This window comes from Haloplanus sp. GCM10025708, from assembly GCF_042663985.1.
Taxonomy (GTDB): domain Archaea; phylum Halobacteriota; class Halobacteria; order Halobacteriales; family Haloferacaceae; genus Salinirarus; species Salinirarus marinus.
The window spans coordinates 724,805-746,918 of the sequence record NZ_JBHSZA010000011.1 but is presented as its reverse complement, the minus strand read 5'-3'; the positions used below and the strand labels follow the sequence as shown (position 1 = coordinate 746,918).

15 protein-coding genes and 11 pseudogenes are annotated in these 22,114 nt (G+C 69.2%); 11 read left to right on the top strand and 15 right to left on the bottom strand.

Features of this window, described 5'->3' with window-relative positions:
* Positions 1–14: 14 nt before the first annotated feature.
* Positions 15–1,198: pseudogene (locus ACFQJD_RS07175) on the top strand (tRNA sulfurtransferase).
* Between the two features lie 41 nt (positions 1,199–1,239).
* Entirely contained in the window at positions 1,240–1,692 is a 453-nt protein-coding gene (locus ACFQJD_RS07170) for a DUF5804 family protein (RefSeq protein ID WP_379797165.1), read from the top strand.
* A gap of 4 nt (positions 1,693–1,696) precedes the next feature.
* Here the strand turns inward: ACFQJD_RS07170 and ACFQJD_RS07165 are convergent, their stop codons facing one another.
* Positions 1,697–2,596 (bottom strand): PLP-dependent cysteine synthase family protein, encoded by a 900-nt coding sequence (locus ACFQJD_RS07165; RefSeq protein ID WP_379797163.1) that lies wholly within the window; start codon positions 2,594–2,596, stop codon positions 1,697–1,699.
* Between the two features lie 195 nt (positions 2,597–2,791).
* Here ACFQJD_RS07165 and nadE point away from each other — a divergent pair.
* Positions 2,792–3,451 (top strand): annotated as a pseudogene (gene nadE, locus ACFQJD_RS07160) (NAD(+) synthase); the annotation flags it as partial.
* A gap of 9 nt (positions 3,452–3,460) precedes the next feature.
* On the opposite strand, the pseudogene ligA reads toward nadE, so the two are convergent.
* A pseudogene (ligA, locus tag ACFQJD_RS07155) lies at positions 3,461–5,498 on the bottom strand (NAD-dependent DNA ligase LigA).
* A 130-nt stretch (positions 5,499–5,628) separates the two neighbouring features.
* Between ligA and ACFQJD_RS07150 the strand changes: the two are divergent.
* From ACFQJD_RS07150 to ACFQJD_RS07140, 3 genes and pseudogenes are all read left to right on the top strand, one after another.
* Positions 5,629–5,919, top strand: a complete 291-nt coding sequence (locus ACFQJD_RS07150) for a hypothetical protein (protein ID WP_379797161.1) — start codon at positions 5,629–5,631, stop codon at positions 5,917–5,919.
* A gap of 5 nt (positions 5,920–5,924) precedes the next feature.
* Positions 5,925–5,984: pseudogene (locus ACFQJD_RS07145) on the top strand (hypothetical protein); the annotation flags it as partial.
* Between the two features lie 80 nt (positions 5,985–6,064).
* Positions 6,065–6,964: an erythromycin esterase family protein gene (locus tag ACFQJD_RS07140; protein WP_379797159.1), complete on the top strand. Its 900-nt coding sequence runs from the start codon at positions 6,065–6,067 to the stop codon at positions 6,962–6,964.
* Here the strand turns inward: ACFQJD_RS07140 and ACFQJD_RS07135 are convergent.
* Positions 6,946–7,607, bottom strand: a pseudogene (locus ACFQJD_RS07135) (phosphoribosyltransferase). The gene ACFQJD_RS07140 and the pseudogene ACFQJD_RS07135 sit on opposite strands and share 19 nt — an antisense overlap.
* A gap of 93 nt (positions 7,608–7,700) precedes the next feature.
* Between ACFQJD_RS07135 and ACFQJD_RS07130 the strand changes: the two are divergent.
* Positions 7,701–8,061, top strand: a pseudogene (locus ACFQJD_RS07130) (TlpA family protein disulfide reductase).
* A 2-nt stretch (positions 8,062–8,063) separates the two neighbouring features.
* On the opposite strand, the pseudogene ACFQJD_RS07125 reads toward ACFQJD_RS07130, so the two are convergent.
* Positions 8,064–10,189: pseudogene (locus ACFQJD_RS07125) on the bottom strand (thioredoxin domain-containing protein).
* A gap of 35 nt (positions 10,190–10,224) precedes the next feature.
* On the bottom strand, positions 10,225–11,016 hold the full coding sequence (locus ACFQJD_RS07120) for an alpha/beta fold hydrolase (protein WP_379800436.1): 792 nt from the start codon (positions 11,014–11,016) through the stop codon (positions 10,225–10,227).
* A gap of 262 nt (positions 11,017–11,278) precedes the next feature.
* On the opposite strand from ACFQJD_RS07120, the gene purD reads away from it, so the two are divergent.
* The gene (gene purD / locus ACFQJD_RS07115; protein WP_379797157.1) at positions 11,279–12,583 is read left to right on the top strand and encodes a phosphoribosylamine--glycine ligase; all 1,305 of its coding nucleotides are present in this window, start codon (positions 11,279–11,281) and stop codon (positions 12,581–12,583) included.
* On the opposite strand, the gene ACFQJD_RS07110 is transcribed toward purD, so the two are convergent.
* The 3 genes and pseudogenes from ACFQJD_RS07110 to ACFQJD_RS07100 all read right to left on the bottom strand — a co-directional run bounded on the left by ACFQJD_RS07110 (position 12,584) and on the right by ACFQJD_RS07100 (position 14,923).
* A complete protein-coding gene (locus tag ACFQJD_RS07110) occupies positions 12,584–13,255 on the bottom strand; it encodes a class II aldolase/adducin family protein (protein WP_379797155.1) in 672 nt (223 codons plus the stop codon). It lies immediately after the preceding gene.
* Positions 13,231–14,476, bottom strand: a pseudogene (gene rbcL, locus ACFQJD_RS07105) (type III ribulose-bisphosphate carboxylase). The gene ACFQJD_RS07110 and the pseudogene rbcL overlap by 25 nt, the downstream one beginning before the upstream one ends.
* A 69-nt stretch (positions 14,477–14,545) precedes the next feature.
* Entirely contained in the window at positions 14,546–14,923 is a 378-nt protein-coding gene (locus ACFQJD_RS07100) for an ArsR/SmtB family transcription factor (protein WP_379797153.1), read from the bottom strand.
* 86 nt (positions 14,924–15,009) lie between these two features.
* Between ACFQJD_RS07100 and ACFQJD_RS07095 the strand changes: the two are divergent.
* A pseudogene (locus ACFQJD_RS07095) lies at positions 15,010–15,581 on the top strand (acyltransferase).
* Between the two features lies 1 nt (position 15,582).
* Here the strand turns inward: ACFQJD_RS07095 and ACFQJD_RS07090 are convergent.
* The 3 genes and pseudogenes from ACFQJD_RS07090 to ACFQJD_RS07080 form a co-directional block, all read right to left on the bottom strand.
* A pseudogene (locus ACFQJD_RS07090) lies at positions 15,583–16,364 on the bottom strand (mechanosensitive ion channel domain-containing protein).
* Between the two features lies 1 nt (position 16,365).
* A pseudogene (gene dacZ, locus ACFQJD_RS07085) lies at positions 16,366–17,177 on the bottom strand (diadenylate cyclase DacZ).
* 122 nt (positions 17,178–17,299) lie between these two features.
* Entirely contained in the window at positions 17,300–17,770 is a 471-nt protein-coding gene (locus tag ACFQJD_RS07080) for an FKBP-type peptidyl-prolyl cis-trans isomerase (protein WP_379797151.1), read from the bottom strand.
* A 273-nt stretch (positions 17,771–18,043) separates the two neighbouring features.
* Here ACFQJD_RS07080 and ACFQJD_RS07075 point away from each other — a divergent pair, with 273 nt between their 5' ends.
* Positions 18,044–18,712, top strand: coding sequence for a hypothetical protein (locus ACFQJD_RS07075; protein ID WP_379797149.1), 669 nt, complete (start codon positions 18,044–18,046; stop codon positions 18,710–18,712).
* On the opposite strand, the gene ACFQJD_RS07070 is transcribed toward ACFQJD_RS07075, so the two are convergent.
* Positions 18,702–19,016 carry a hypothetical protein gene (locus tag ACFQJD_RS07070; RefSeq protein WP_379797147.1) on the bottom strand — a complete coding sequence of 105 codons (315 nt, stop codon included), beginning with the start codon at positions 19,014–19,016 and terminating at the stop codon, positions 18,702–18,704. The two genes, ACFQJD_RS07075 and ACFQJD_RS07070, sit on opposite strands and share 11 nt — an antisense overlap.
* A gap of 96 nt (positions 19,017–19,112) precedes the next feature.
* Positions 19,113–19,901 carry an IclR family transcriptional regulator gene (locus tag ACFQJD_RS07065; protein WP_379797145.1) on the bottom strand — a complete coding sequence of 263 codons (789 nt, stop codon included), beginning with the start codon at positions 19,899–19,901 and terminating at the stop codon, positions 19,113–19,115.
* A 247-nt stretch (positions 19,902–20,148) separates the two neighbouring features.
* On the opposite strand from ACFQJD_RS07065, the gene ACFQJD_RS07060 reads away from it, so the two are divergent.
* A complete protein-coding gene (locus ACFQJD_RS07060) occupies positions 20,149–20,289 on the top strand; it encodes a hypothetical protein (protein WP_379797143.1) in 141 nt (46 codons plus the stop codon).
* Positions 20,290–20,321: 32 nt separating this feature from the next.
* Here the strand turns inward: ACFQJD_RS07060 and ACFQJD_RS07055 are convergent, their stop codons facing one another.
* Entirely contained in the window at positions 20,322–21,557 is a 1,236-nt protein-coding gene (locus ACFQJD_RS07055; RefSeq protein WP_379797141.1) for a hypothetical protein, read from the bottom strand.
* Complete coding sequence (locus ACFQJD_RS07050) at positions 21,554–22,033, bottom strand: hypothetical protein (protein WP_379797139.1); 480 nt, start codon at positions 22,031–22,033, stop codon at positions 21,554–21,556. The genes ACFQJD_RS07055 and ACFQJD_RS07050 overlap by 4 nt, the downstream gene beginning before the upstream one ends.
* Positions 22,034–22,114 lie beyond the last annotated feature (81 nt).

Below are 22,114 nucleotides of genomic sequence, written 5' to 3'. Positions count from 1 at the left end.
ACCTTCGATTGACCGTGGACCAATCGACGCACGCCGAGACGGCCGTCCTCGTCAGTTTCGGCGAGATAGGAACCAAGAGCCGGCAGGTCCGGACCAAGATGACGCGCCGGCTGCGAAACAACCTCACCGCCGTCCTCTCCGCCCGAGAGATAGCCGCCGAAGTCGACCAGCGCTGGTCCCGGCTGGTCGTCCGCACCGACGACGCCGACGCGGCCGCACGCGCCGTCGCCGACGCGCCGGGGGTCGTCTGGGCGCGGCCGAGCGCGATCGTCCCCGCCACCGTCGACGCCGTCCGTGACGCCCTCGAACGCGCCGCTGCGGACCACGACGAGGGCACCTTCGCCGTCCGTGCCAACCGCGTCGGCGACGCCGCGGAACACGACTTCTCCAGCAGGGATCTCGAAGTCGAGGGCGGTCGCGTCGTCGGCGAACTGACGGGCGCGGACGTCGACCTCGACGAACCCGACCGGACCTACCGCGTCGAGGTCCGCAACGACCGAGCGTACGTCGCCGGAACGACCTACGACGGCCCCGGGGGCTCCCGCTGGGAACGCAAGACCCCGTCGTCGCCCTCGTCAGCGGCGGGCACGACTCCCCCGTCGCCGCCTGGGAACTGATGCGCCGCGGCGCACCCGTGATCCCGGTGTACGTGAGCCTCGGCGACTTCGGCGGCCCCGACAACGAGGCGCGGGCGCTGGCGACCGTCCAGCGACTCGCCGAAGCCGCCCCCAACTTCGATCTGGACCTGCGCATCGTCCCCCTCGGCGGCGTGGTAGAGACGCTGATGAACGAGGTGGACGAGACGCGGATGCTCTCGCTCCGGCGAGCGATGCTCCGCGTCGCCGAGGCGGTCGCCGAACACGAAAACGCCGTCGGCATCGTGACCGGGGAGGCCCTGGGACAGAAGTCGAGTCAGACCGCCGCGAACCTCGCCGTCACGGACGCGGCGGCCACGCTGCCCGTCCACCGGCCGCTCCTCACGTGCGACAAACCCGACATCGTCGAACGGGCGCGCGAACTCGGCACTTACGAGGACTCGTCGATGGCCGTCGGCTGTCAGCAGGTCGACCCCGAGTTCCCGGAGACGCGCGCGACCCTCGACGGCGTGGAGGCGGCCGAACCCGACGGCTTGCTGGCGCGCGCCGCCGACGCCGCCTCCCGGCTGGACGTCGTCGCCGTCGACGCCCGCGACGCGTAGCGAGCGCAACGGCTTTGACGCCGCCCCACGCATCCCCGGTCGTGACGCGGGTCTGTCTCGTCGGCGACGAGGACGTCGACCTCCGGTACGAACTGCTCTCGCGGGAGACGTCGCGGGCGGCGCTCGCGACGTACGACGTCGACGAACCGTACGCGAACACCGTCGCCGTCGGCACCGTCTCCCTCGGGGCGGCCGTCTCGCTCCTCAACGACCTGAACTGGTATCTGGCGCGATTCGCGAGCGACGCGCTCGTCCGCGAACCGAGCGTGAGCGGGGACGAGTGGCTGTCGCGCGACCTCGCGACGGCCATCCGCGACGGCGACATCGACCCGGCGGCGACGGGCGACCTGCTGAAAGTCTACGGCGTCGCGGAGAATCGGCTCGTCGAACCGATGTACGTCACGCGCACGGGCGGCGTGATTCCGGAGTACGATCTGCGCGACGTCGAGGGGACGGTAGTGGTGCGCGTGACGGAGTCCGAGTTCGGCACGTGAACCCTCAGTCGAACAGCCCGGTCGACAGGTAGCGCTCGCCGCTGTCCCAGAACAGCGTCACGACGAGGGGGTCCGCGACCCCCGCCTCGCGGAGGCGTCGCGCAGTCCGTTTCGCGCCGAGCGCGGACGCACCGCTGGACTGGCCGACGAGGATGCCTTCCTCGTGAGCGAGGCGACGGCACTCCGCTTCGGCGTCTTCGAGGGCGACGCTCTCTACCTCGTCGATGAGTTCCGTGTCGACGTTGTCGGCGACGAATCCCGGTCCCATCCCCTGGAAGTCGTCCCGTCCCGGTTCGCCCGTGAGAAACGGGTTCGCCTCGGGCTGGACCGCGACCACCTCGACGTCGGGGAACGCCTCGCGGAGGCGACGCCCCGTTCCCGAAATCGTTCCGCCGGTGCCGACGCCGGCCGCGAAGCCGTCTATTCGTCGGTCGTCCACCTGCTCTAAAATCTCGGGGGCCGTCGTCTCGTAGTGGGCCCGCGGGTTCGCGGGGTTCTCGAACTGGTACATCTGGACCATACCCTCGGCTTCGAGTTCGTCCGCGCGTTCGCGCGCGTCGGTCATGTCGCCGTCGACGAGTTCGACCGTCGCGCCGTAGGCGGCCATGATCTGCCGGCGTTCGGGCGACTTCGACTCGGGCATGACCAGCGTCACGTCGTACCCCTTGGCGGCCCCGACCATCGCCAGGCCGATACCGGTGTTGCCGCTGGTCGGTTCGACGATGCCGTCGCCGGGTTCGAGTTCGCCCGCGCGTTCGGCCGCCTCGACCATCGCGACTGCCGGACGGTCTTTGGCGGACCCGCCGGGGTTCTTGGACTCGATTTTCGCCGCCACGGTCGTCCCCTCGGGCGCGTCGATCTCGACCAGCGGCGACCCGACGGTGTCGAGGATGCTCGAATCCATGGCCCTCGGTATGCAGGCGGTACATAAACACGTGCTGGACTGCGACGAGGGCGGGACTTTACGCCCCACGAGGGCGAACGACCGGTATGTTCGACGCGGACGTCGCCGCCGACCGCGTAACCGCGTTCCTGGACGACCAGCTGAGAAAACGGGAGCCGACGCCTACGTCGTCGGCGTGAGCGGGGGCTCGACTCCGCGCTGGCCATCGCCCTCGCGGTGCGGGCCGTCGGCGCGGACGACGTCGTCGGCGTCCTTCTCCCGGACGACCCGTCCATCGAGGAGAACGTCGCCGACGCCCGCGAACTCTGCTCGGACCTCGGCGTCGAGTGGCGCGAGGCGTCAATCGCCCCGCTCGTCGAGGCCGCACGGGAGACGTACCCCGCCGACTTCGACAAACTCACCGTCGGCAACCTCCGCGCTCGCGTGCGGATGTGCCTCCTCTACGCCGAGGCGAACGAACGCGGCGGCCTCGTCGTCGGCCCCTCGAACAAGTCCGAATACCAACTCGGCTACTTCACGAAGTTCGGTGACGGCGCGGCCGACGTCCGCCCGTTCGCGGACATCTACAAGACGGAACTGTACGAGCTCGCCCGACACACCGGCCTCGACGAGAAGTTCGTCGAGAAGGCGCCGAGCGCGGAGCTCTGGGAGGGACAGACCGACGAGGGGGAACTCGGAGCGTCCTACGAGACCATCGACGCGATACTCAAGGCGCTCCTGGAGGAGGGTCGATCGGTGGCGGAGACGGCGGCGGCGACGGCGACGCCCGTCGGGGAGGTCGAACGGTTCGCGGCGATGCACCGCGAGAGCCAACACAAACGGGAGCTGCCGCCGTATCCGGACGTCCCGCGGTAGTCGGCGGGGTCACTCGATCCGCGAGAGGACGCGGTCGCAAAACTCGTCCGGATCGAGGCGATCGACGCCCTCCTCGTCCGCTCGCTTTTGCTTTCGTTCGCCGGGGTTCTCGCCGACGACGAGGTAGTCGGTGTTGCTGCTGACCGACGAGGTGACGTCCGCGCCGTGGGCCTCCAGCAGTTCGGTCACCTCCTCGCGGGTGTAGTCGGGGAGGCTACCGGTGAAAACCAGCGTGAGACCGGCGAGTTCGTCGCCGCGCTCCGCCCGGGTGGGCGAGACGCCCGCGTCGAGGAGGCGCTCGACCGTCTCGACGTTCGCCTCCGTCTCGAAGTAGGAGACGATGCTCTCGGCGACTTCCGGACCGACGTCGTCGACGGCGCGCAACTCCGCCTCGGACGCCGTCATCAACTCCGCTAAGGTGAACTCGTCGGCGAGGACCCGCGCCCGTTCGGTGCCGACGTGGCGGATGCCGAGCGCGTAGACGAAACTCGCGAGGTCGGTCTCCTTGCTCGCCTCGATCTCGTCGAGCAGGTTGGCGGCCGACGTCTCGCCGAACCCCTCCAGCGCTTCGAGCTCCGACCGGTCGAGTTCGTAGAGGTCCGCCACCGTCTCGACCAGCCCCTCCGACACCAGCTGCTCGGCGACCCGTTCGCCCAGGCCCTCGATGTCCATCGCCGCGCGCGAACAGAAATGCTGGAGCGAGCGCCGGATCTGCGCCGGACACGAGCGGTTGGTGCAGTAGTGGTACTTCCCCTCCTGGAGCACGTCGCTCCCGCAGACGGGGCAGTCGTCCGGCATCTCGAAGCGCCCGCCCTCGCCTTCCTCGACCACCTCCGAGACTTCGGGAATCACGTCGCCGGCGCGTTCGATGCGGACCGTCGCTCCCTCGGAGACGCCCAGATCGCGCGCCAGCGACTCGTTGTGCAGCGTCGCGCGGCTGATGGTGACGCCTTTCACGTCCACCGGTTCGAGCAGGGCGACCGGCGTTAGCTTCCCCGTCCGACCGACCTGGACCGTGATCCGCCGTATCGTCGTCTCGCCGGTCCGCGCGGGGAACTTGTAGGCGAACGCCCACCGCGGGTGGCGGGCCGTCTGTCCCAACTGCTCGCGTTTCTCGAACGAGTCGACCTTGGCGACGACGCCGTCGACGTCGTATTCGAGGTCGGCGCGGCGGTCGAGCAGTTTTTCGCGGTAGTCGACGAAGGCGTCCACGTCGTCGACCAGTTCGTTGAGTTCGTCGAGGCGAAAGCCCAGGTCGGCGAGCAAATCGAACGCCTCGTGCTGGGAGCCGAGCGACGCCGACGTGTCGAGAACGTCGTAGAAGTAGACGTCGAGTGGGCGGTCGGCGACCTTCGAGGAGTCGAGCAGCCGGACGGTGCCGGCGGCGGCGTTCCGGGGTTGGCGAACGGCTCCTTTCCTCCTGGACGCGTCGCTCGTTCAGCGCCTGAAAGCCCGATTTGGGCATGTACACCTCGCCCCTGACGGCGAGCAGGTCGGGCGCCTCGGGGAGGTGGAGCGGGACGCTCCCGATGGTCTTGACGTTGCGCGAGACGTCCTCGCCGCGGGTGCCGTCGCCGCGGGTGACGGCCCGATCGAACTCGCCGTCCTCGTAGACGATCTCGACGGAGAAGCCGTCGAACTTCGGCTCGGCGGAGTAGGAGACGTCGCCCACCGCCTCGCGGACGCGGTCGGCCCAGTCGCGGACCGCGGACTCGTCTTCCGACGACTGCAGGCTCAGCATCTCGGCGACGTGTTCGACCGTCTCCAGTTCGTCGAGTGGTTCGCTGCCGACGCGCTGGGTCGGCGAGTTCTCGGTGTCGAGGTCGAACGCCGATTCGAGCGTCTGGAGGCGGTCGAACAGCTGATCGTAGGCGTTGTCGGAGATGACCGGGTCGTTTCGCACGTAGTAGCGGTAATCGTGGTATTCGATCGCCGCCCGGAGCTTCTCGGCCTGTTCGCGCGCCTCGTCCTCGCTCAGTTCATCGACCGGATCGAACGCCAGTTTCGGATCCCGGACGTAGGGGTTGTTCGTCGGTTCCTCTACCATCGAACTATGTGTCGGACGTCGGCCGGGAGGTACGAATAACCGACGGCTCCTCGAGGCGGCGTCGCCGGCGGTTTGGCCCCACGCCTTTCCGGCGGGGAGCCGTCGGTGCCGACCACCTGGAGGGACCACGATGACGCCAATCAGCGGCCGCGCGACGTGGGAGGAACCGGAAGCTGTCGACTCGGCGGCGAGCGAACTGCGGGAGCGATCACGCCCGGTCGGCGGCCCGACGGACCTCGACGACCTGGTCGACCGGCTCTCGGACGCCCGGTACGTCCTCCTCGGGGAGGCGAGCCACGGCACCTCCGAGTTCTACCGCTGGCGCGCGCATCTCACCGCCCGCCTCGTCGTCGACGCCGACTTCGACTTCGTCGCCGTCGAGGGGACTGGCCGAGCTGTCACGCCGCCAACCGCTACGTGAAGGGCATGGCGAGCGCGCCGGCGACGGTGCGAGAGGCGCTCGACGCCTTCGAGCGCTGGCCGACGTGGATGTGGGCCAACTGGGAGATGGTCGAGTTCTTCGAGTGGCTCGAAGTCCACAACCAGGAGTTCGAGGAGGCGACCGGGTGGGCTTTCACGGCCTCGACGTCTACAGCCTCTACGAGTCGATGGCGGCGGTCGTCGACCACCTCGAAGACGTCGACCCCGAGGCGGCGGAGCTGGCCCGGGAGCGCTACCGCTGTTTCGAGCCGTACGGCGAGGACGCACAGGAGTACGCCCGGTCGACGCGGCTCGTCCCCGAATCCTGCGAGGACGAGGTCGTCGAGGCGCTGCTCGACCTGCGCGAGAACGCGCCCCGGTACGAGGGCGCACACCCCGACGAGCGATTCGCCGCCGAGCAGAACGCGCTGGTGGCGAAAAACGCCGAACAGTACTACCGGGCGATGGTCGGGGGCGGCGAGGACTCGTGGAACGTCCGCGACCGGCACATGGCCGAGACGGCGTCGCGCCTGACCGACCACTACGGCGACGGCACCGGCGTCATCTGGGCGCACAACACCCACGTCGGCGACGCCCGCGCGACCGACATGCCGCGGCGGAACCGCCTCAACCTCGGCCAACTCCTCCGCGAGCAGACCCCCGCCGACGAGGTGGGCGTCGTCGGCTTCGGCACCCACCGCGGGCGCGTCATCGCCGCGGACGAGTGGGGAGCCGAGACGGAGGAGATGCGCGTCCCGGAGGCTCGGGAGGGGAGCTACGGCGACCTGTTCCACGAGGCGGGCGAGACGGACCGCCTCCTCTTTACGGACCGCATCGACGAGGGGAGCGCCCTGGACACGCCGCGTGGCCACCGCGCGATCGGCGTGGTCTACCGGCCGTCGCTGGAGTCGGGCAACTACGTCCCGACCGACCTGCGAGAGCGCTACGACGCCTTCCTGCATCTCGACGAGACGACGGCGCTCCACCCGATCGAACTCCACGCCGAACGGGCGGGCGTCCCGAACCTCTACCCGTCGGGGCTCTGAGCGTCCGTCCCCGCGTCGGCCCCGAACTCCCGGAGGATGGTCCGCGCTTCGGCGTCTGACACCTGTGAGAAGTCGCGGTAGAACTGGCCGACGGCGCTGAACTGCGCCGGCGCGTCGACGACGACCACCTCGTCGGCCTCGGCTTCGAGGTCGTCGATCGTCCGGGGCGACCCGACGGGCACCGCGAGGACGACGTTCGACGCGTCCGCGCGCCGGGCCATCCGCAGACAGGCGATGGCCGTCGCGCCCGTCGCCACGCCGTCGTCGACGACGACGACGGACTTGCCCTCCAGGGGATGGGTTCGCCCTCGCGGTAGTTCTCGGCTTTCTCCGCCGCCGTCTCCGCCGCGTTCGCGCGCTCCTCCTCGATGTACCCCTCGTCGACGCCGAGCTGTTCGATGACTTCCTCGTTGAGGTAGACGCTGCCGTCGCTGGCGGCCGCGCCGATGGCGAACTCGGGATTCCCCGGCGCGCCCAGTTTCTTCGCCACGATGATGTCGAGCGGGGCGTCGAGTTCGGCGGCGACCTCTCGCGCGACCGGGAGCCCGCCACGGGGGATCCCGAGGACGACGTCGGCCTCGACGCCGCGGTCTGCGAGACGCGCTGCGAGCTGTGTTCCGGCGTCGCGTCGGTCGTCGAACATGTGTCGGCGTTTGCCCCGGAGTCGGATAAACGTGTGCGCTACACAGCAGGCCGCGAGCGCGGTCATTAAGCCCGTGGGGAGCCAAAGCGAGGTATGAGCCTCGAAACGATGAGCCCGAACCCCGAGTGGGACGGCGACGTAGACGCCCTCGCCCCCTCGCCGACGACCGACTGACGTTCAAGGTGTGGGGTGGGGACTGGTGTGGCGACTGTCAGGAACGGCTCCCTGACTTCGCCGCCGCTCTCGACGCGGTGGGCGTCCCGGACGAGCGGATCGAACAGTTCCCGGTCGACCGGGACAAGCAGGGCGATCAGGTCGACGCCTACGGCGTCGAGTACGTCCCCACCGTCGTCGTCGAGCGCGACGGCGAGGAACTCGCCCGGTTCGTCGAGGGGAAGACCGACCGATCGCGGAGTATCTCGCCGCGCGGTTGGCCGACGCGCCGTCGGCCTGAGCTCACTGCGATTCGAACCAGTCGAGCGCCGCCGCGAGATCCGTCTGTGGCGGCGAGCAGGTGAACGACTGACAGGCGTAGACGGTCGGCTCCGCGTCGCGGGCCTCGCGATTCGCCCAGATCGGCGGCACCTCGTCGACGCCGAGCGCGGAGAGCCACGAGTCGAGTCCGTCGTCGGTCGGCGGCCGGCGCGAGACGACGGCCGTCGGCAGGTAGCGATCCGCGAGCGTCGCGCGCCAGTCGTCCGGCAGTTCGTCGGCGGCGACGGTGAGCTCAGCGACCCGCGCGCGAGTTCGTCGGCCGCGAGCGTGAGCGAGGCGTGTTCGATCGGACTCCCGCGGATCCGGTCGGCGTGGGTCTCGACGACGCGCTCGGCGACGTCGCCGAACGCCGCATCGGGCGCGAAGTGGTCGAGGCGGAGCAACAGCGACGCCGCGACGCCGAGGCTGGAGGGCGTCGACTGGTCGGTGACCTCCTGTGGGCGGGTCACCAGCGACTCGCCGCCGGCGGGCGTGAAGTAGATCGTCCCCGCCTCCTCGTCCCAGAAGTCGCGCTCGATGGCCCGCGCGAGGTCGAGGGCGAACGCGAGGTGGTCCACCTCACCGGTCGCCTGGTAGCAGTCGAACGCGCCGCGCGCGAGGAAGGCGTAATCTTCGAGGTAGCCCGGGCCCTTGACGTCGCCGTCCTTGTAGCGTCTGTGCAGGCGCTGTGCGTCGTCGTCCCAGAGGCGGTCGCGGACGAACGAGAGCGCCCGCGTCGCCGGGCCGGCGAGCGCCGGGTCGAGGACGCGCGCGCCGGCCGCGAACGCGGAAATCGTCAGCCCGTTCCACCCCGCGAGGACCTTCTCGTCACGGCGCGGGTGAGGGCGGGCGTCGCGCGCCTCGTACGCCCGGACGCGCGCTTCCTGTAGCCGCCGCTCGACGTCCGACTCGTCGAGGCCGTAGGTCTCGGCGAGGTCGGAGACGCTCGCGTCGACGGTCAGGACGGTGGTGTTGCCCTCGAAGTTGCCGCCCGCGGTGACGCCGTAGCGGTCACAGAACAGCTCCGCCGAGGTTTCGTCGCCGACCGCCTCGTGGACTTCCTCGGGCGTCCAGACGTAGAAGGCCCCCTCGCGCTCGTCGGCGTCTCGCCCCGCCGGCGGGTCGCTCTGGGCGTCGAGCGTGCTGTAGAAGCCGTCGTCGGGGTGGGTGAGCTCCCGCTCGAGGAACGCGAACGTCTCCTGTGCCACGCGGGCGTAGCGCGGCGCGCCGGTCACCTGGTAGCCGGCGAGGTAGAGCCGCGGGAGTTCGGCGTTGTCGTAGAGCATCTTCTCGAAGTGGGGGACGACCCACTCCCGGTCGGTGGTGTAACGGTGGAAGCCGCCGCCGACGTGGTCGTAGAGGCCGCCCGAGGCCATCGCGTCGAGCGCCTCGACGGCGACTTCCAGCGCCCCTTCGTCGCCGTCGAAGACGAACGACCGGAGCAACACGTCGAGTCGACCCGTCTGCGGGAACTTCGGGCCGTCGGTCCCGAACCCGCCGTGTTCTCGGTCCGCGCTCCGGAGGGTCGCCGTCGTCGCCGACGACAGCAGATCCGTCCCCGGTGGCTCGCCGGGTTGCTCCGGCGTCTCCTCCAGTTGGTCGCTGATGGCGGCGGTCCACTGGTCGGCGCGGCGTTCGATCTCGTCGCGGCTCGCGTCCCAGGAGTTGGCGATGTCCGATAGCAACTCCCGGAAGCCGGGCATTCCGCGACGGGGCTCGGGCGGGAAGTAGGTCCCGACGTAGAAGGGCTTGCCGTCGGGCGTCAGCCACACCGACAGCGGCCACCCGCCGCCGCCGGAGACGAGTTGGCAGATGGTCTGGTACACCCGGTCGAGGTCGGGTCGCTCCTCGCGGTCGACCTTGATGGGGACGAAGTTGTCGTTGAGAAACGCGGCGACGTCCTCGTCCTGGAAGCTCTCTTCCTCCATGACGTGACACCAGTGGCAGGCGGAGTAGCCGATAGAGAGGAAGATGGGGACGTCGCGTTCGCGGGCGGCGGCGAGCGCCTCCTCGTCCCACGGTTGCCAGTGGACGGGGTTGTCCGCGTGCTGGCGGAGGTAGGGACTCGCCTCCTCGTCGAGTCGGTTGCGGCCGGCGGGCGAACTCATGGCGGACCCTAGACGCCCCCGACAGGTAAATGCAGTCAACCGCGACGGCGGGTCGAGTCGGCGGATCGGACCGGCGGGACTACGTCCGGACGGCGTCCGCCCCGGTATCGACGCTCGTCTCGGCCTCGACGCCGGCGAGGAAGTCGGCGACGGCGTCGTTGAACGCGGCGGGAGCGTCCTGATTGACGAGGTGGGCGGCGTCCGGAATCGACGCGCGACGGGCGTTCGGAATCGCCGACGCGAGGTGGACCCCTTGCCGCTTGAGCGCGGGCGACTCCCGGTCGCCGTAGACGACGAGCGCGGGCGTCGAGACGTGCGAGAGGTCCGGCGGGTCGAACCGGTAGAGCGCGCGGAATATCTTCCGGAACTCCGCGTTCGGGACGTCGGCGACGGCGTCCATCGCCTCGGCTCGGACGTCGGCGTCGGCGGCGAGCCACGGACCCCGTTCGCCGCGCGAATCGACCCGAGGAGCGTCCGGAACGTCCCCGCCGAGCCGACGGCCGAGAGCGACGCGGCGACGGCCGGCAGCGGCGAAGCGAGCGCCTTGAACGCGGGGGCAGTTCGACCGGCGGCATCGACCGGACCGGTCCGGCGAGTATCGCGCCTCGCGCGTCCTCCGGATGGCGGTCCAGATACGACTGGACGACCATCGACCCGAGCGAGAGGCCACAGAGCAGGGGCCGGTCCAGTTCGAGGTGGGCGAGCAGTCGCCGCAGGTCGGCCGCGAAGAGGTCGATGGAGTAGCGCCGTCGGTCGGTCACGCCCGTCCGGCCGTGGCCGCGGACGTCGAACGTCACGACCCGGAAGTCCTCGGCGAACCGATCCATCTGCGCCCGCCACGCGTCGCCGTTCGACCATCCACCGTGGACGAACACCAGCGGCGTCCCCTCTCCCCGCGTCTCGTACCAGAGCGTTCCGTCGTCGAGCGAAAGCGTCGTCACCTGCGGAGACACGGGCCGCTCCTACGTCAACGGTGCGATTCCGCTCGCCGCCGTCACGGCGCGAAGTCGACGTCTCTACCCACGGACGTGTATATCGACGGTCAGCTGAAGGGCAACCTTTACACTTCTATGTGGGGGCCATTCGAACATGACCGAGACAGTGCTCCTGGTCGGCGGCGGCGGCCGCGAACACGCCATCGCCCGCGCGCTGGCCGACGACTGCGTCCTCTACGCCTGCGCCAGCAACCGGAATCCCGGGGTCGCCGGCCTCGCGGACGGCTTCGAGACGGTTGCCGAGACGGACGTCGAGGGGGTCGTCGACTACGCCGAGACGGTGGACGCGGACGTCGCCGTGATCGGTCCGGAGTCGGCGCTGGAAGCGGGCGTCGCCGACGCGCTGGACGAGCGCGGCGTCTACACCTTCGGGCCCCGGGCGTCGGAAGCCCGCATCGAGACGGACAAGGCCTTCCAGCGGCGGTTCATGCGCGACAACGGCGTTCCCGGCTGTCCCGACTTCGAGACGTTCGACGACCTGGAGGCCGCCTGCGACTACATCGACGCCTACGACGGCGACCTCGCGGTCAAGCCGGTCGGCCTCACCGGCGGCAAGGGCGTGAAGGTCATCGGCGACCAGGTGACCGCCGCGGAGGCGAAGGCGTACCTCCGGGACGCCGACTACGACGGCGTGGTCTTAGAGGAGCGACTCGTCGGCGAGGAGTTCACCGTCCAGGCGTTCGTCGCCAACGGCGACCTGCGAACGACGCCCGCCGTCCAGGACCACAAACGCGCCTACGAGGGCGACGAGGGCCCGAACACGGGCGGCATGGGGAGTTACAGCGACGCGACCGCCAACCTCCCCTTCATGACGCCCGACGAGTACGCGGCCGCCGTCGACATCATGGAGGCGACGGTGGCGAACCTCCCCGGCTACAAGGGCGTCCTCTACGGGCAGTTCATGCTCACCGCCGAGGGGCCGAAAGTCGTCGAGTTCAACGCCCGCTTTGGCGACCCGGAGGCGATGAACACCCTGCCCGTCCTCGACACGCCGTTCGTCGACGTGCTGACGGCCGCCCGCGACGGCGACGAACTGCCGGAACTCGGGTTCAGCGACCGGGCGACGGTCTGTAAGTACGCCGTCCCCGCGGGCTACCCGACGGACCCGGACGCGGGTGCACGGATCGACGTCGACGAGGAGAGCGTCGCGGCCGCCTCGCGCGACGGCGGGGAGGCGCTGCTGTTCTACGCCAGCGTCGACGAACGCGACGACGGCCTCTACACGACCACCTCGCGGGCGTTCGCCGTCGTCGGCCTCGCCGACACCGTCACCGCCGCCGAGGCGATCGCCGAAGACGCCCTCGCCGCCGCCGGCGACGGACTCCGCGTTCGCCACGACATCGGCAAGCCGGAACTGGTCGAGCGACGCGTCGACCACGTCGCCAGCCTCCGCGAGTAGCTACCCCTGGTCCCGGTAGGCGTCGAGCGCGTCCCGCAGGTCGGCGAGCTGGTCGGCGTCGAGTTCGACGGGGTCGCCGATAGCCGCCGCTTGGTGAGCGATTCGGGCGCAGTACTCGACGGCGACGGCCGTCTCGAACGCGTCGGCGAGCGAGTCACCTACGGCGACGACGCCGTGGTTCGCCAGCAGGCAGGCGTCTCGGGGCGAGCCCAGCGTCTCGACGACGTTCGCCGCGAGGTCCGTCGTTCCGAACCGGGCGTAGGGAGCGACCGGGACGGGACCGCCCGCGGCGGCGACGAGGTAGTGCACCGCCGGAATCGGCTCCCGCAGGGACGCGAACGTCGTCGCGTACGGCGAGTGGGTGTGGACGACGCCGCCCACGTCGTCGCGCGCCCGACACACCGCGAGATGCACGTCGAGTTCGACCGAGGGCTCCCGCCCGTCGCCGACGCGATCGCCGGCGAGTGTCACCACCGGGACGTCCGACGGCGACATCTCCCCGTAGGGAACGCCGGAGGGACTGACGACGAGGCGGTCGTCGACGCGGGCACTGAGGTTGCCGCCGGTTCCGGTCGTCAACCCCTCGTCGGCGAGCCGACGGCCGTACGCGCAGACGTCGCGTCGGGCCTCGTCGAACCGGTCCGTCATCAGCGCGGCGTCTCCGACCCCCACGTGTCGAGGGCCGCCGCGAGTTCGGGGTGGGAGTCGGCGTACTCGTCGAGGGGGACGTCGTCCACGGCGGCGTCGACGGCTTGCCGGAGCGCCTTCGCACCGGCGTGGGTGCCGTCGGGGTGGCCGTGGACGCCGCCGCCGGCCTGGACGCAGACGTTCGTCCCCACGCGGTCGACGAGCGTCGGCACGAGGCCGGGATGCAGGCCGCCGGAGGCGACCGGGAGGACGTCGTTCAGGCCGTGGCAGTCGGCGTAGAGCCACTCGTTGATGCCGACGGTGTCCTCGTTCGCGAGCTTGCCGAGGTCGGCCGTCCCGGTGTGGATGTGGTCGACGCCACAGAGCCGCGCCACCTGCGCGAGGACGCGCATGGAGACGCCGTGGTCGTCGATCCGGTCGAACGCGGCGTGCATCGCGCGGTGGGCGTGGATGGCGAGGCCGTGTCGCTCACAGCGTCTCCTGACCGATTGCACCGACGCCCATCCCGCCGTCACCACATCGACCATGACGTACTCGCCGCCGGCCTCGGCGACGGCGTCCACCCGCTCTAACATCGTGTCGGCGTCGGCGGTGACGTTGACGAGGTAGCTCTTTCGTTCGCCCGTTTCCTCCTCGGCGCGGTCGCGGGCGGCGAGGCTCTCGGCGAGGCGGTCGGCAAACGGATTGAACGCCTGGTCGGTGAGGTTCTCGTCGTCTTTCAAGAGGTCGATGCCGCCGGTCCAGGCCTGGTAGCCGACCTCGGCGTGCTGGGCCGTCGAGAGGCCGACTTTCGGTTTGGGAACCGTCGCCGTGATCGGGCGATCGCCGGCGCCGAAGATCTCCTCGCGGACGGCCGTGCCGAACTGCGGGCCGGGGAAGCCGTCGACCACGCTCGCCGGCCAGTCGCAGTCGAGGAGGCGGATGCGCTCGACGGCCTTCATGCCCATGATGTTGCCGGCGATACAGGAGAGGATCTGCGCCATGTTCCCCGCCTCGAAGAGGGCGGGGGTACGCCACCCTGGCGCGGCCGTCCTCGGCGTCGAAGGCGGTCGCGCTCAGATCGGCGACGTCGCCGGACACCTGTAGCGTCGCCCACGTCCCGTTCGAACTCTCGGAGGCGACCCGACTCGCCGCGGCGACCACGTCGAACTCCGGCGCGGGCTCGATGGCGAACTCGCAGACGAGTTCGCTCGCCGCCGGTTCGTACGCCGGGTCGTAGAAGTCCTCGTAACTCAGTCCGGTCATGCCTCGAACGGACGGGTGCCGTGAGTTAACGTCTTTTGGTGGGCCGTATCGTCCGGGTTGGCGGATCGCTCAGTCGGTCGGCGTCGCGTCCACTTCCACGTCGCCGCTACCGGTGAGATGGATGTGGAGTTCCTCGACGGTGCGTTCGTACTGCCGGGCGTGTTTACCGGCGGTCTGGATGCGCGTCCGCTCTTCGAGCAGGTTCTCGTCGGTCAGGCGTTCGAGTTTCCGGTACGTCGTCGAGAGGGGGATCTCACACTGGTCGGATATCTCGGCGGCCGTCATGGGTTCGCGGCCCGTCGTATCCAGGATCGCCCGGCAGTCGCCGTCGGCCAGGACGTCGAGAGTTCGTCCGATGTCGGCGGGCGGGATCATGGCTTCGACGGCCCCCGTCGCGTCGGCGACGAAGGATGGCTTCACGCCGTGAGCGTTCGTTCCCGACGCCATTAAATGTCGGCCTAGTTCGACGTTCGACGCCGTCCGTGCCCGGCGCATACGGGCGGTTTCAAGGCGACGCCGATCCAACGGCGGATGTGAGCGACCGCGACCACCGCCATCCGCGACTCGACCGTCACCCGACGCCGGGGCCACTGAACTCCCTCCGGTACTGGACCGAGGCGAAACACCCGCTGCGGGTGATGGTCAACTACGTCGTCGTCCTCCTCGTCCGCGTCTCACCGAGCCTCCGGCTGAAAGCGTGGCTCCTGCGTCGCCTCGGCGCGACGGTCGGCACGGGCGTCTCGTGGGGATTGGAGGCGACGCCGGACGTCTTCTGGCCGGAGCTGATAACGCTCGGCGACCACGTCGTCGTCGGCTACGACGCGACCCTCCTCTGTCACGAGTTCCTCCAGGCGGAGTACCGCACTGGCGAGGTCGTCGTCGGCGAACGGGCGATGATCGGCGCGGGGGCCGTCGTCCTCCCGGGCGTCGAAATCGGCGCGGGCGCGCAGGTGGCGGCCAACTCCTCGTCGTCGAGGACGTGCCAGCGGAGACGACTGTCGCCGGCGTCCCCGCACGGGAGGTGTCGCGGGACGACGTCTCGCCGGACGACGGTGGCGGCGAACCAGCGGACGACGGGGACAGCGGTTCCCCGGACGACCGGTGAGTCAGGACCGAATCCGGACGAATCCGTCCGAGAACACCTTGCTGTTGGGCAGGACGAACTCCTCGTCGTCGCTCTCGACGTGCGTGACGAACAGGTCCATCTCCTGGACGATGCCGCGCGTCTCGCCGACGCGGATTTCGTCGCCGATGGTGTAGGGTTGGCGGAGGAGGAGATAGGTGCCGGCCGCCCCGGACGCGAGCAGTTGGTGAAACGCGATCCCCCCAGAAAGACGAGAGCGAAGACGTACGCCGCGAGGAGGATGAGGAGCGCGCCCGTGGCGACGTCTACCTGTCCGAGGGCGATGAGGGCGGTGAGGTAGAAGACGCTGTATTTCGCCAGCGTCGGGACGACGCTGATCTGCGGGAGTTTGACGCCGCGGAACCGTTCGGCGACGAACAGCTCCACCTTGTCGCCCAAGACGACGCCGATGATGAGGACGAGGACGGCCAGAAACAGCTGCGGGATGAAACTGGCGAGGGCGTCGAGCAAGCGCTGAACGTACGCGATGTCGGTGACGGCGAAAGCGACGGACAACGCGACGCCGAGGACGAAATAGCCCGCCAGGTTGGCGAGGATGCCGACCGTCGAGGTGCCGAAGCTACGGGCGGTCCGGTCGAACGTCGTCCCCTCGATCGCGCCGGGGACGCCCATCGCGTGGAGCAGTTTTCGCGTCGCCCACCGTACCAACAGCCCGACGACGAGGCCGACGAAGAGGACGGCGATGGCTATCCAGAACCGTATCGGAACGCGGGACGCGAGGTCGTCGAACGCCGACCCTTGCATCTCAGTGCTCCTCCGGATCGAGCTCCAGGACCAGGTTCCCCCTTTGAACGCTCTGACCATCCCGTCCGACTCCGAGAGGACGATGGCGATGGCGTTCGTGTCCCGAGTGATCGCACCGCCCGCCATGTGTCTCGCACCGAGGCCCTTCGGGATGTCCACTCCCTCGGCCGACGGTTCGAGGTAGCGATAGGCGGAGACGATCTTGCCCTGGTCGGAGACGACGAACGCGCCGTCGAGGCGGGAGAACTCCTTGAGCATCACGTTCACGATCGGGTCGCCGACGTGGACGTGTGACTTCTCGAAGGGGTTGTAGCTGAGGGGACGGGACTTGTTCATCACCTTTCCCGCGTCGCCGACGACGAACAGCGCGCCGACGGGTTTGCCCTTCTGGCCTTTCTTCCCGAGTTCGATGGCCACCTCGACCACGTCGCGGACGACGCCCGGATCCGCCCGCGAGTGCATGAACAGGCCGTACAGGCCCGACCGCATCGCCTCGTTGACGCGGACACGCACCAGCGAGTCCGGATCGTCGTCGAAGATGGCCGCCGCGCAGGCGAGGACGTCGCCGTCCTCGACGAGGTTACGGTCCATCGACCCTTCGATACCGAATCGGACGCGGTCCTCGACGTCGTCGAACTGGAGCGGGAGTTCGACGAACGTCTCCGCGCCGACGGAGTTCTCGGCGGCGACGACGACCAGTTGGTCGACGTCGGCGTCGGCGAATCGTTCGTAGTACGAACCGCTCGGCGAGAACAGGAAGAGCCCGTCCACGTCCCGAACGAGTTCACCGAGACACTCCGATAACGTCGCCATTACCGCACCCACTCCCGCCGAGCGAAAAAGGTTTGCGGGGTGTCATACGTCCGTCTTGCGGTTCGACGGCCGGGCCGCGGGAAACCGCGTCTCGCGTCGACGAGGGCGCGGCCGACCAGGCCTTAGTTGACGTCGACGATTTGGATCTCGAACTCGAGCGTCTCGCCCGCGAGTTCGGGGTTGAAGTCGACCCTGACGGTCTCGTCGCCGACGTCGACGATCTCGCCGTGGTCGCCGTTCTGCGCCTGGAGGTACGCGCCCTCCGCTAACTGTTCGTCGCCGAGCGCCTGCCGGAGCTCCTCCGTATCGAACTCCTGAACGTGCTCGTCGGTCCACTCGCCGTAGCCTTTCTCCGGCGGGACGGTGACTGTACGGGTCTCGCTTTCCGTCAGACCGGACAGGGCCTCCTCGAGTCCGGGGATGATCTGTCCCTCCCCCATCTCGACCGTCAGCGGACTGTACTCCCGGTCGGGCTGTGCGTCCGCCAGCCCGGTTTCCTCGGCGACCGATTCGATCGAGGTGTCGAAAACGGTGCCGTCGTCGAGTCGTCCGGTGTACTCCAGCGTCACGGAATCGCCAGTTGCAATCGCCATAGGTACGCAAACGGCCTCACACCGATAAGGCCGGGCATTGAGCCGTGGCCGGCGGCTCGAAGCCCCACCGATTTTCGGGCCGACAAACGGACGGCGCTCGGACGCGAACAGGTGCGGATTCCTGGAAGTGGCGTTTTATGACAGGACATCGAAACAACTATTCGGTTTTGCCGTGACCGCGAACGTATGTCCCTGAACGTTGGCTCCGCGATCACCGACGGCCTCCGCCGAGTCGTCAATCGGAACGGACTGGTACTTGTCGTGATAGCCGCGTTGCTCGGCGTCGCGTGGCAGATTACGGTCACCAGTTTCGCCAGTCAGTTTTTCCCGGCCGAGATATCCGGGTCGGTCGGCCTGGCGATCGAGGCACCGCTCGCCGTGCTCGGCGGAAGCGGCGTCGTCCTGTTTTTCCTCCTTTCGTACGTCTCGATCGTCGCTATGAGGACCTTCGTGGCGGGGGAAACAGAACGGTTTCCGCGGGAGATCCTGCAGCGTCGGATTCCGTGGGTCGTGGCTAATCTCGTCGTCGGCGGGATCGTGTACGGGCTTCTCACGTTCATCGGGACGTTACTGCTCGTCGTGCCCGGCGTGATCGCGTACGTCTCGCTGCTCTTCACGTCGATTTACATCGCCGTCGAGGACGAGAACTTTCTCTCGGCCATAGTCGACAGTTGGTATCTCACTCGCGGAAACTGGCTTCGACTGTTCCTGCTGTTACTCGTCATCGTCGTGCCGGTTACGGTCGTGTTCGGAGCCCTCTCGGTCGGATTTACCATCGCATTCGGTGCAAATTCGGCCGCCTCACAGGTGATCTCGGGGCTGATTTCGATGCCGTTCAGCATCTTGATCCTCGGCGTTCTCGCCGAGGCCTTCGTCCAACTGCGAGGGGACTCTCGGGCGCGGCGCTCCGACGACACGAGCGGAGATCCTGTTACTGTGTGAGCGGAGACGGGGGTTCGGAACCCCGGAGCGACTCTTCACGCGGAGTCTCGTCCAGGAAGCGCCACGTCTTCGTCCACGCGTCCCCCGTCGCGTTCGGATGGAAGGCCGCTCGGATTGGCGAAAGCGTGGCCCGCGCCCTCGTAGACGTGGACTTCCCGCTCGATTTCGAGTTCGCCGAGCGTCCGGTCGAACTCGCGGACGGCTTCGACGTCGACGCCGGCCGGAGCGTCGACGTCGTGGACGAGTCCCGGAAGGGGGCCGAACAGCCACCGAGGAGGACGGCTGTGGCGACGGGGACCGTCACGAAGGAGTGGACGTTCGTGTCGATTGATATAGATCCCGTCGGCAAAATCGTCGCGTCGGTGGTACGAGCGCCGAGCGGAAGACGTCCGGACCGTCGCTACGAGTACGCGAGATTCAGTTCGAGTTCGTTGACGACGCTGCGCACGACGTTCGGCAGTTCCGTCTCGAATCGGGCACCCTCGAATCGGTGTATCGGCCCGGCGACGGCGAACGCCCCGAGGACGTCGCCGTCGGCGTCCGTGACCGGGACGCCGACGGATCGCAAACCCGCCGTGCTCTCCTCGCTGTTGAACGCGACGCCCGCCTCGCGAATCTCGTCGAGTTCGGCGAACAGGGCTTCCTCGTCGTCGACGGTGTGGTCGGTCGCCTTCGGCAGGCCGTGTCTGTCGAGGACTTCGCGCACCCACTGATCCGGGTACTGCGAGAGGATGGCCTTGCCCGCGGCCGTCTGGTGCATGTAGAACCGTCGGCCCTCCCGCCCGCGGGAGTAGACGCCGCCATGACTCACTTCCCGGAAGAGGACGACGGCCTGGCCTCGTTCCTCGACGGCGAACTGGGCGCTCTCGCCCGTTTCGGTCGCGAGTTCCCGGAGTTTGTGTTTTATCTCGGTCGCGCCAGGGACCTGCGCTCGCACGTGCGCACCGAGTTCGAGATAGCGCAGGCCGAGGCGGTACTCCTCGCGCTCCTTGACCACGACGTCGTGTTTCATCAGCGAGCGGAGATGCTTGTGGACGGAACTCTTCGAGAGATCCGTCGCCTCGGCCAGTTCCGTCACGCCCGCGCCGTTTCGGTCTCTCAGGGCCGTAACGACGGCGAACGAGGTGTCGATGCTCTTTATCGTGGCCCCCTCCGATTCCGGATCTGTCCCTCCCGATTTCCAGTCCATCGAGCCGACGCTTCGACGACGCGCGTCAAAAGCGTTCTCCATGGCGATCGGTATCTGCATTCTGTTTCTGAACAGCGAACGGGTCGGCGGCGACGCGGCACGAACCAGCGGGCGTTCGCGCCGTTCTGCCGTCCCCACGGGAGCGATCGGTGCGCGGTGGCCGTTCTGGACGCCGCTTCCTAACCACGTTGCTGGGGTTTTGATGCGGGGTCGGTCCCTCACGTAGAGTGTCCCCGAGGCACAACCAATGTCGACGTACGACCCCATCGAGTTGACGTCGCGCGACCTGTTGTACGCTCTCTCACCAGTCGGCTGTCTCGTCGAGGCCGTCTCGATCGGACTGCTGTTTCTCGCCATCGTCGGCTGTACCGCCGCACTCGTCGTCTGAAGCCGTCTCCGAGATCGGGCAGCTCTCCCGGGCTACGCGACGCGAATCCGGACGTCGTACGGATACGGCGTCGCCTCGCCGTCGCTTCTCACGCCGAAGCCGTCGCTGACGCGGTAGACGCCGGCGTCGAGACGGCCGGGGTTTCTCCGGACGGCGTACCGCGTCGTCAGCGTCTCGGGGGTGAGCGCCGTCGAAACTCCCGCCGCCGCGATGCCCGTGACGCGGCCGGCGTGGGTCCCGACGAAGCGACTCTCCTCGTAGGTCGGCGACCAGAGCGGCAGGTCGCCACCGCCGTCCGCCTCGCCGTGCAGGACGCCGAACGGCGTCGGCGGGCCGGTCTGGAGGGTGACCGTCTCACCCCCGACGTTCGTCACGGACAGATCCAGCCACGCCGGGTCGAATTCGCGGGCCCGGGCGTCGGTGACGGCCACGTCGATCCGGACCGGGGCCGCGCCCGGGTGACCGAGGTCGAGTTCGTAGAAGCGGTCGCCGAGACTGACGTAGTCGAAGTCGGCGGCCAGGGCGCGGACGCCGTCGGGGATGGACTGGCGGCGGAGCGTCTCGTCCGCCGCCGCGCGCAACGCCGCCCGCGTCTCCGGGAGGGCGTCGTCTCCGTCGGCGACGGGGGCGTCGATGCCGGCGACTGTCGCCGCCGACACCTCCGTCGCGGTTATCGCGTAGGGGCTCCCCGGGTCGTCGACGTCGACGTGGTAGCGGTAGTAGTCCCCGTCGCCGAGTCGCACGAACCGGTGGCGCTCGATACAGTCGCGCAGTCGCGGGTCGAGGGAGTAGGTTCGCGCGGGGTCGTCTGCCCGTTCGAGCGGCGGGGTGCGAAAGCCGCGCGGGTCGGGATCGGCACACTGCTCCAGTTCGCCCAGGGTCACCGCTCCCGTCGCCGTCGACTCGTCGACGGGTTCCAGCCACACCTCGTAGACGGGGAGCGTCGGGTCGAGGCGGTAGTACGTCCCCTCGACCCGGACGTACGTCTTCCGGCGGACGTCGAACAGGCGGCGGACGGCGGTCGGCGGCTCCGCCGACTCGTAGCCGCCCTCGACGGCGTCGCGTACGGCCCTCCGAACGACCGGGTCGAGATCGGCCAGTTCGGGGACGGCCGGCGGGTCACGGCGGTTCAGCGACAGCACCCAGCGATACGTCGTCAGCGACGCCGAAATCCGGCGCGGCGGGACGGCGGCGACCCCGCCGGCACCGACTCCACACGCGCCGAGGACCGCGAGGACGCGCCGCCGCGTCGGACGGAGGCCAGTCACGTCGCGCCCTCCCGTCGAGCACGCCGTCGCACTCGAATCCACCGCGCAGCGCGGCCGACGACGAACCCCGGGGTTCCGACGACGGCGGCGACGGCGGCGACGAGGAGGAGGCCGAACCCGAGCGTCCGGCCCGGCGTCCCGAAGGGGCCGCGGCCGACGTAGGCGACGAACAGGCCGGCGGCCGTCGGGGCGAAAACGATCGCGTAGCCGACGAGCAGGCCGCCCCGCCAGTAGGCGTTAGCGGCGGTGAGGCCGACGAGCGAGACCGCAGCGAGGCCGAAGAAGGCGTCCCAGACGACGGGGCTGACGACGACGGTGAGGGCTCTCGACAGGGCGGTCGCCGCAGCCACGACGCCGGCGAGGGCGGCGGCGGTACGGAGGTGCGAGCGGACGGCGTCCCGGTCGCTCCCGAGGAGCGCGGGATAGACGCGTTCGTAGAGGACGGTGCGGGCGCGACTGCGGAGGGCGACGAACACGCGCCGGCTTCGGGGACGCGCGGCAAATAGCTTCGGCACACGGTCGGCGAGTCGTCGGCCTTTTGTGGACGCTGCCCGTGC

Coding starts and splice junctions, on each gene's coding strand:
- ACFQJD_RS07120 (WP_379800436.1), bottom strand. CDS start 11,016: ATGGATCGGTTCGCCGAGGACTTCCGGGTCGTGACGTTCGACGTCCGC.
- ACFQJD_RS07165 (WP_379797163.1), bottom strand. CDS start 2,596: ATGGATTCGAGCATCCTCGACACCGTCGGGTCGCCGCTGGTCGAGATC.
- ACFQJD_RS07100 (WP_379797153.1), bottom strand. CDS start 14,923: ATGGCGTCGGGAACGAACGCTCACGGCGTGAAGCCATCCTTCGTCGCC.
- ACFQJD_RS07080 (WP_379797151.1), bottom strand. CDS start 17,770: ATGGCGATTGCAACTGGCGATTCCGTGACGCTGGAGTACACCGGACGA.
- purD (WP_379797157.1), top strand. CDS start 11,279: ATGACCGAGACAGTGCTCCTGGTCGGCGGCGGCGGCCGCGAACACGCC.
- ACFQJD_RS07060 (WP_379797143.1), top strand. CDS start 20,149: ATGTCGACGTACGACCCCATCGAGTTGACGTCGCGCGACCTGTTGTAC.
- ACFQJD_RS07065 (WP_379797145.1), bottom strand. CDS start 19,901: ATGGACTGGAAATCGGGAGGGACAGATCCGGAATCGGAGGGGGCCACG.
- ACFQJD_RS07150 (WP_379797161.1), top strand. CDS start 5,629: ATGACGCCAATCAGCGGCCGCGCGACGTGGGAGGAACCGGAAGCTGTC.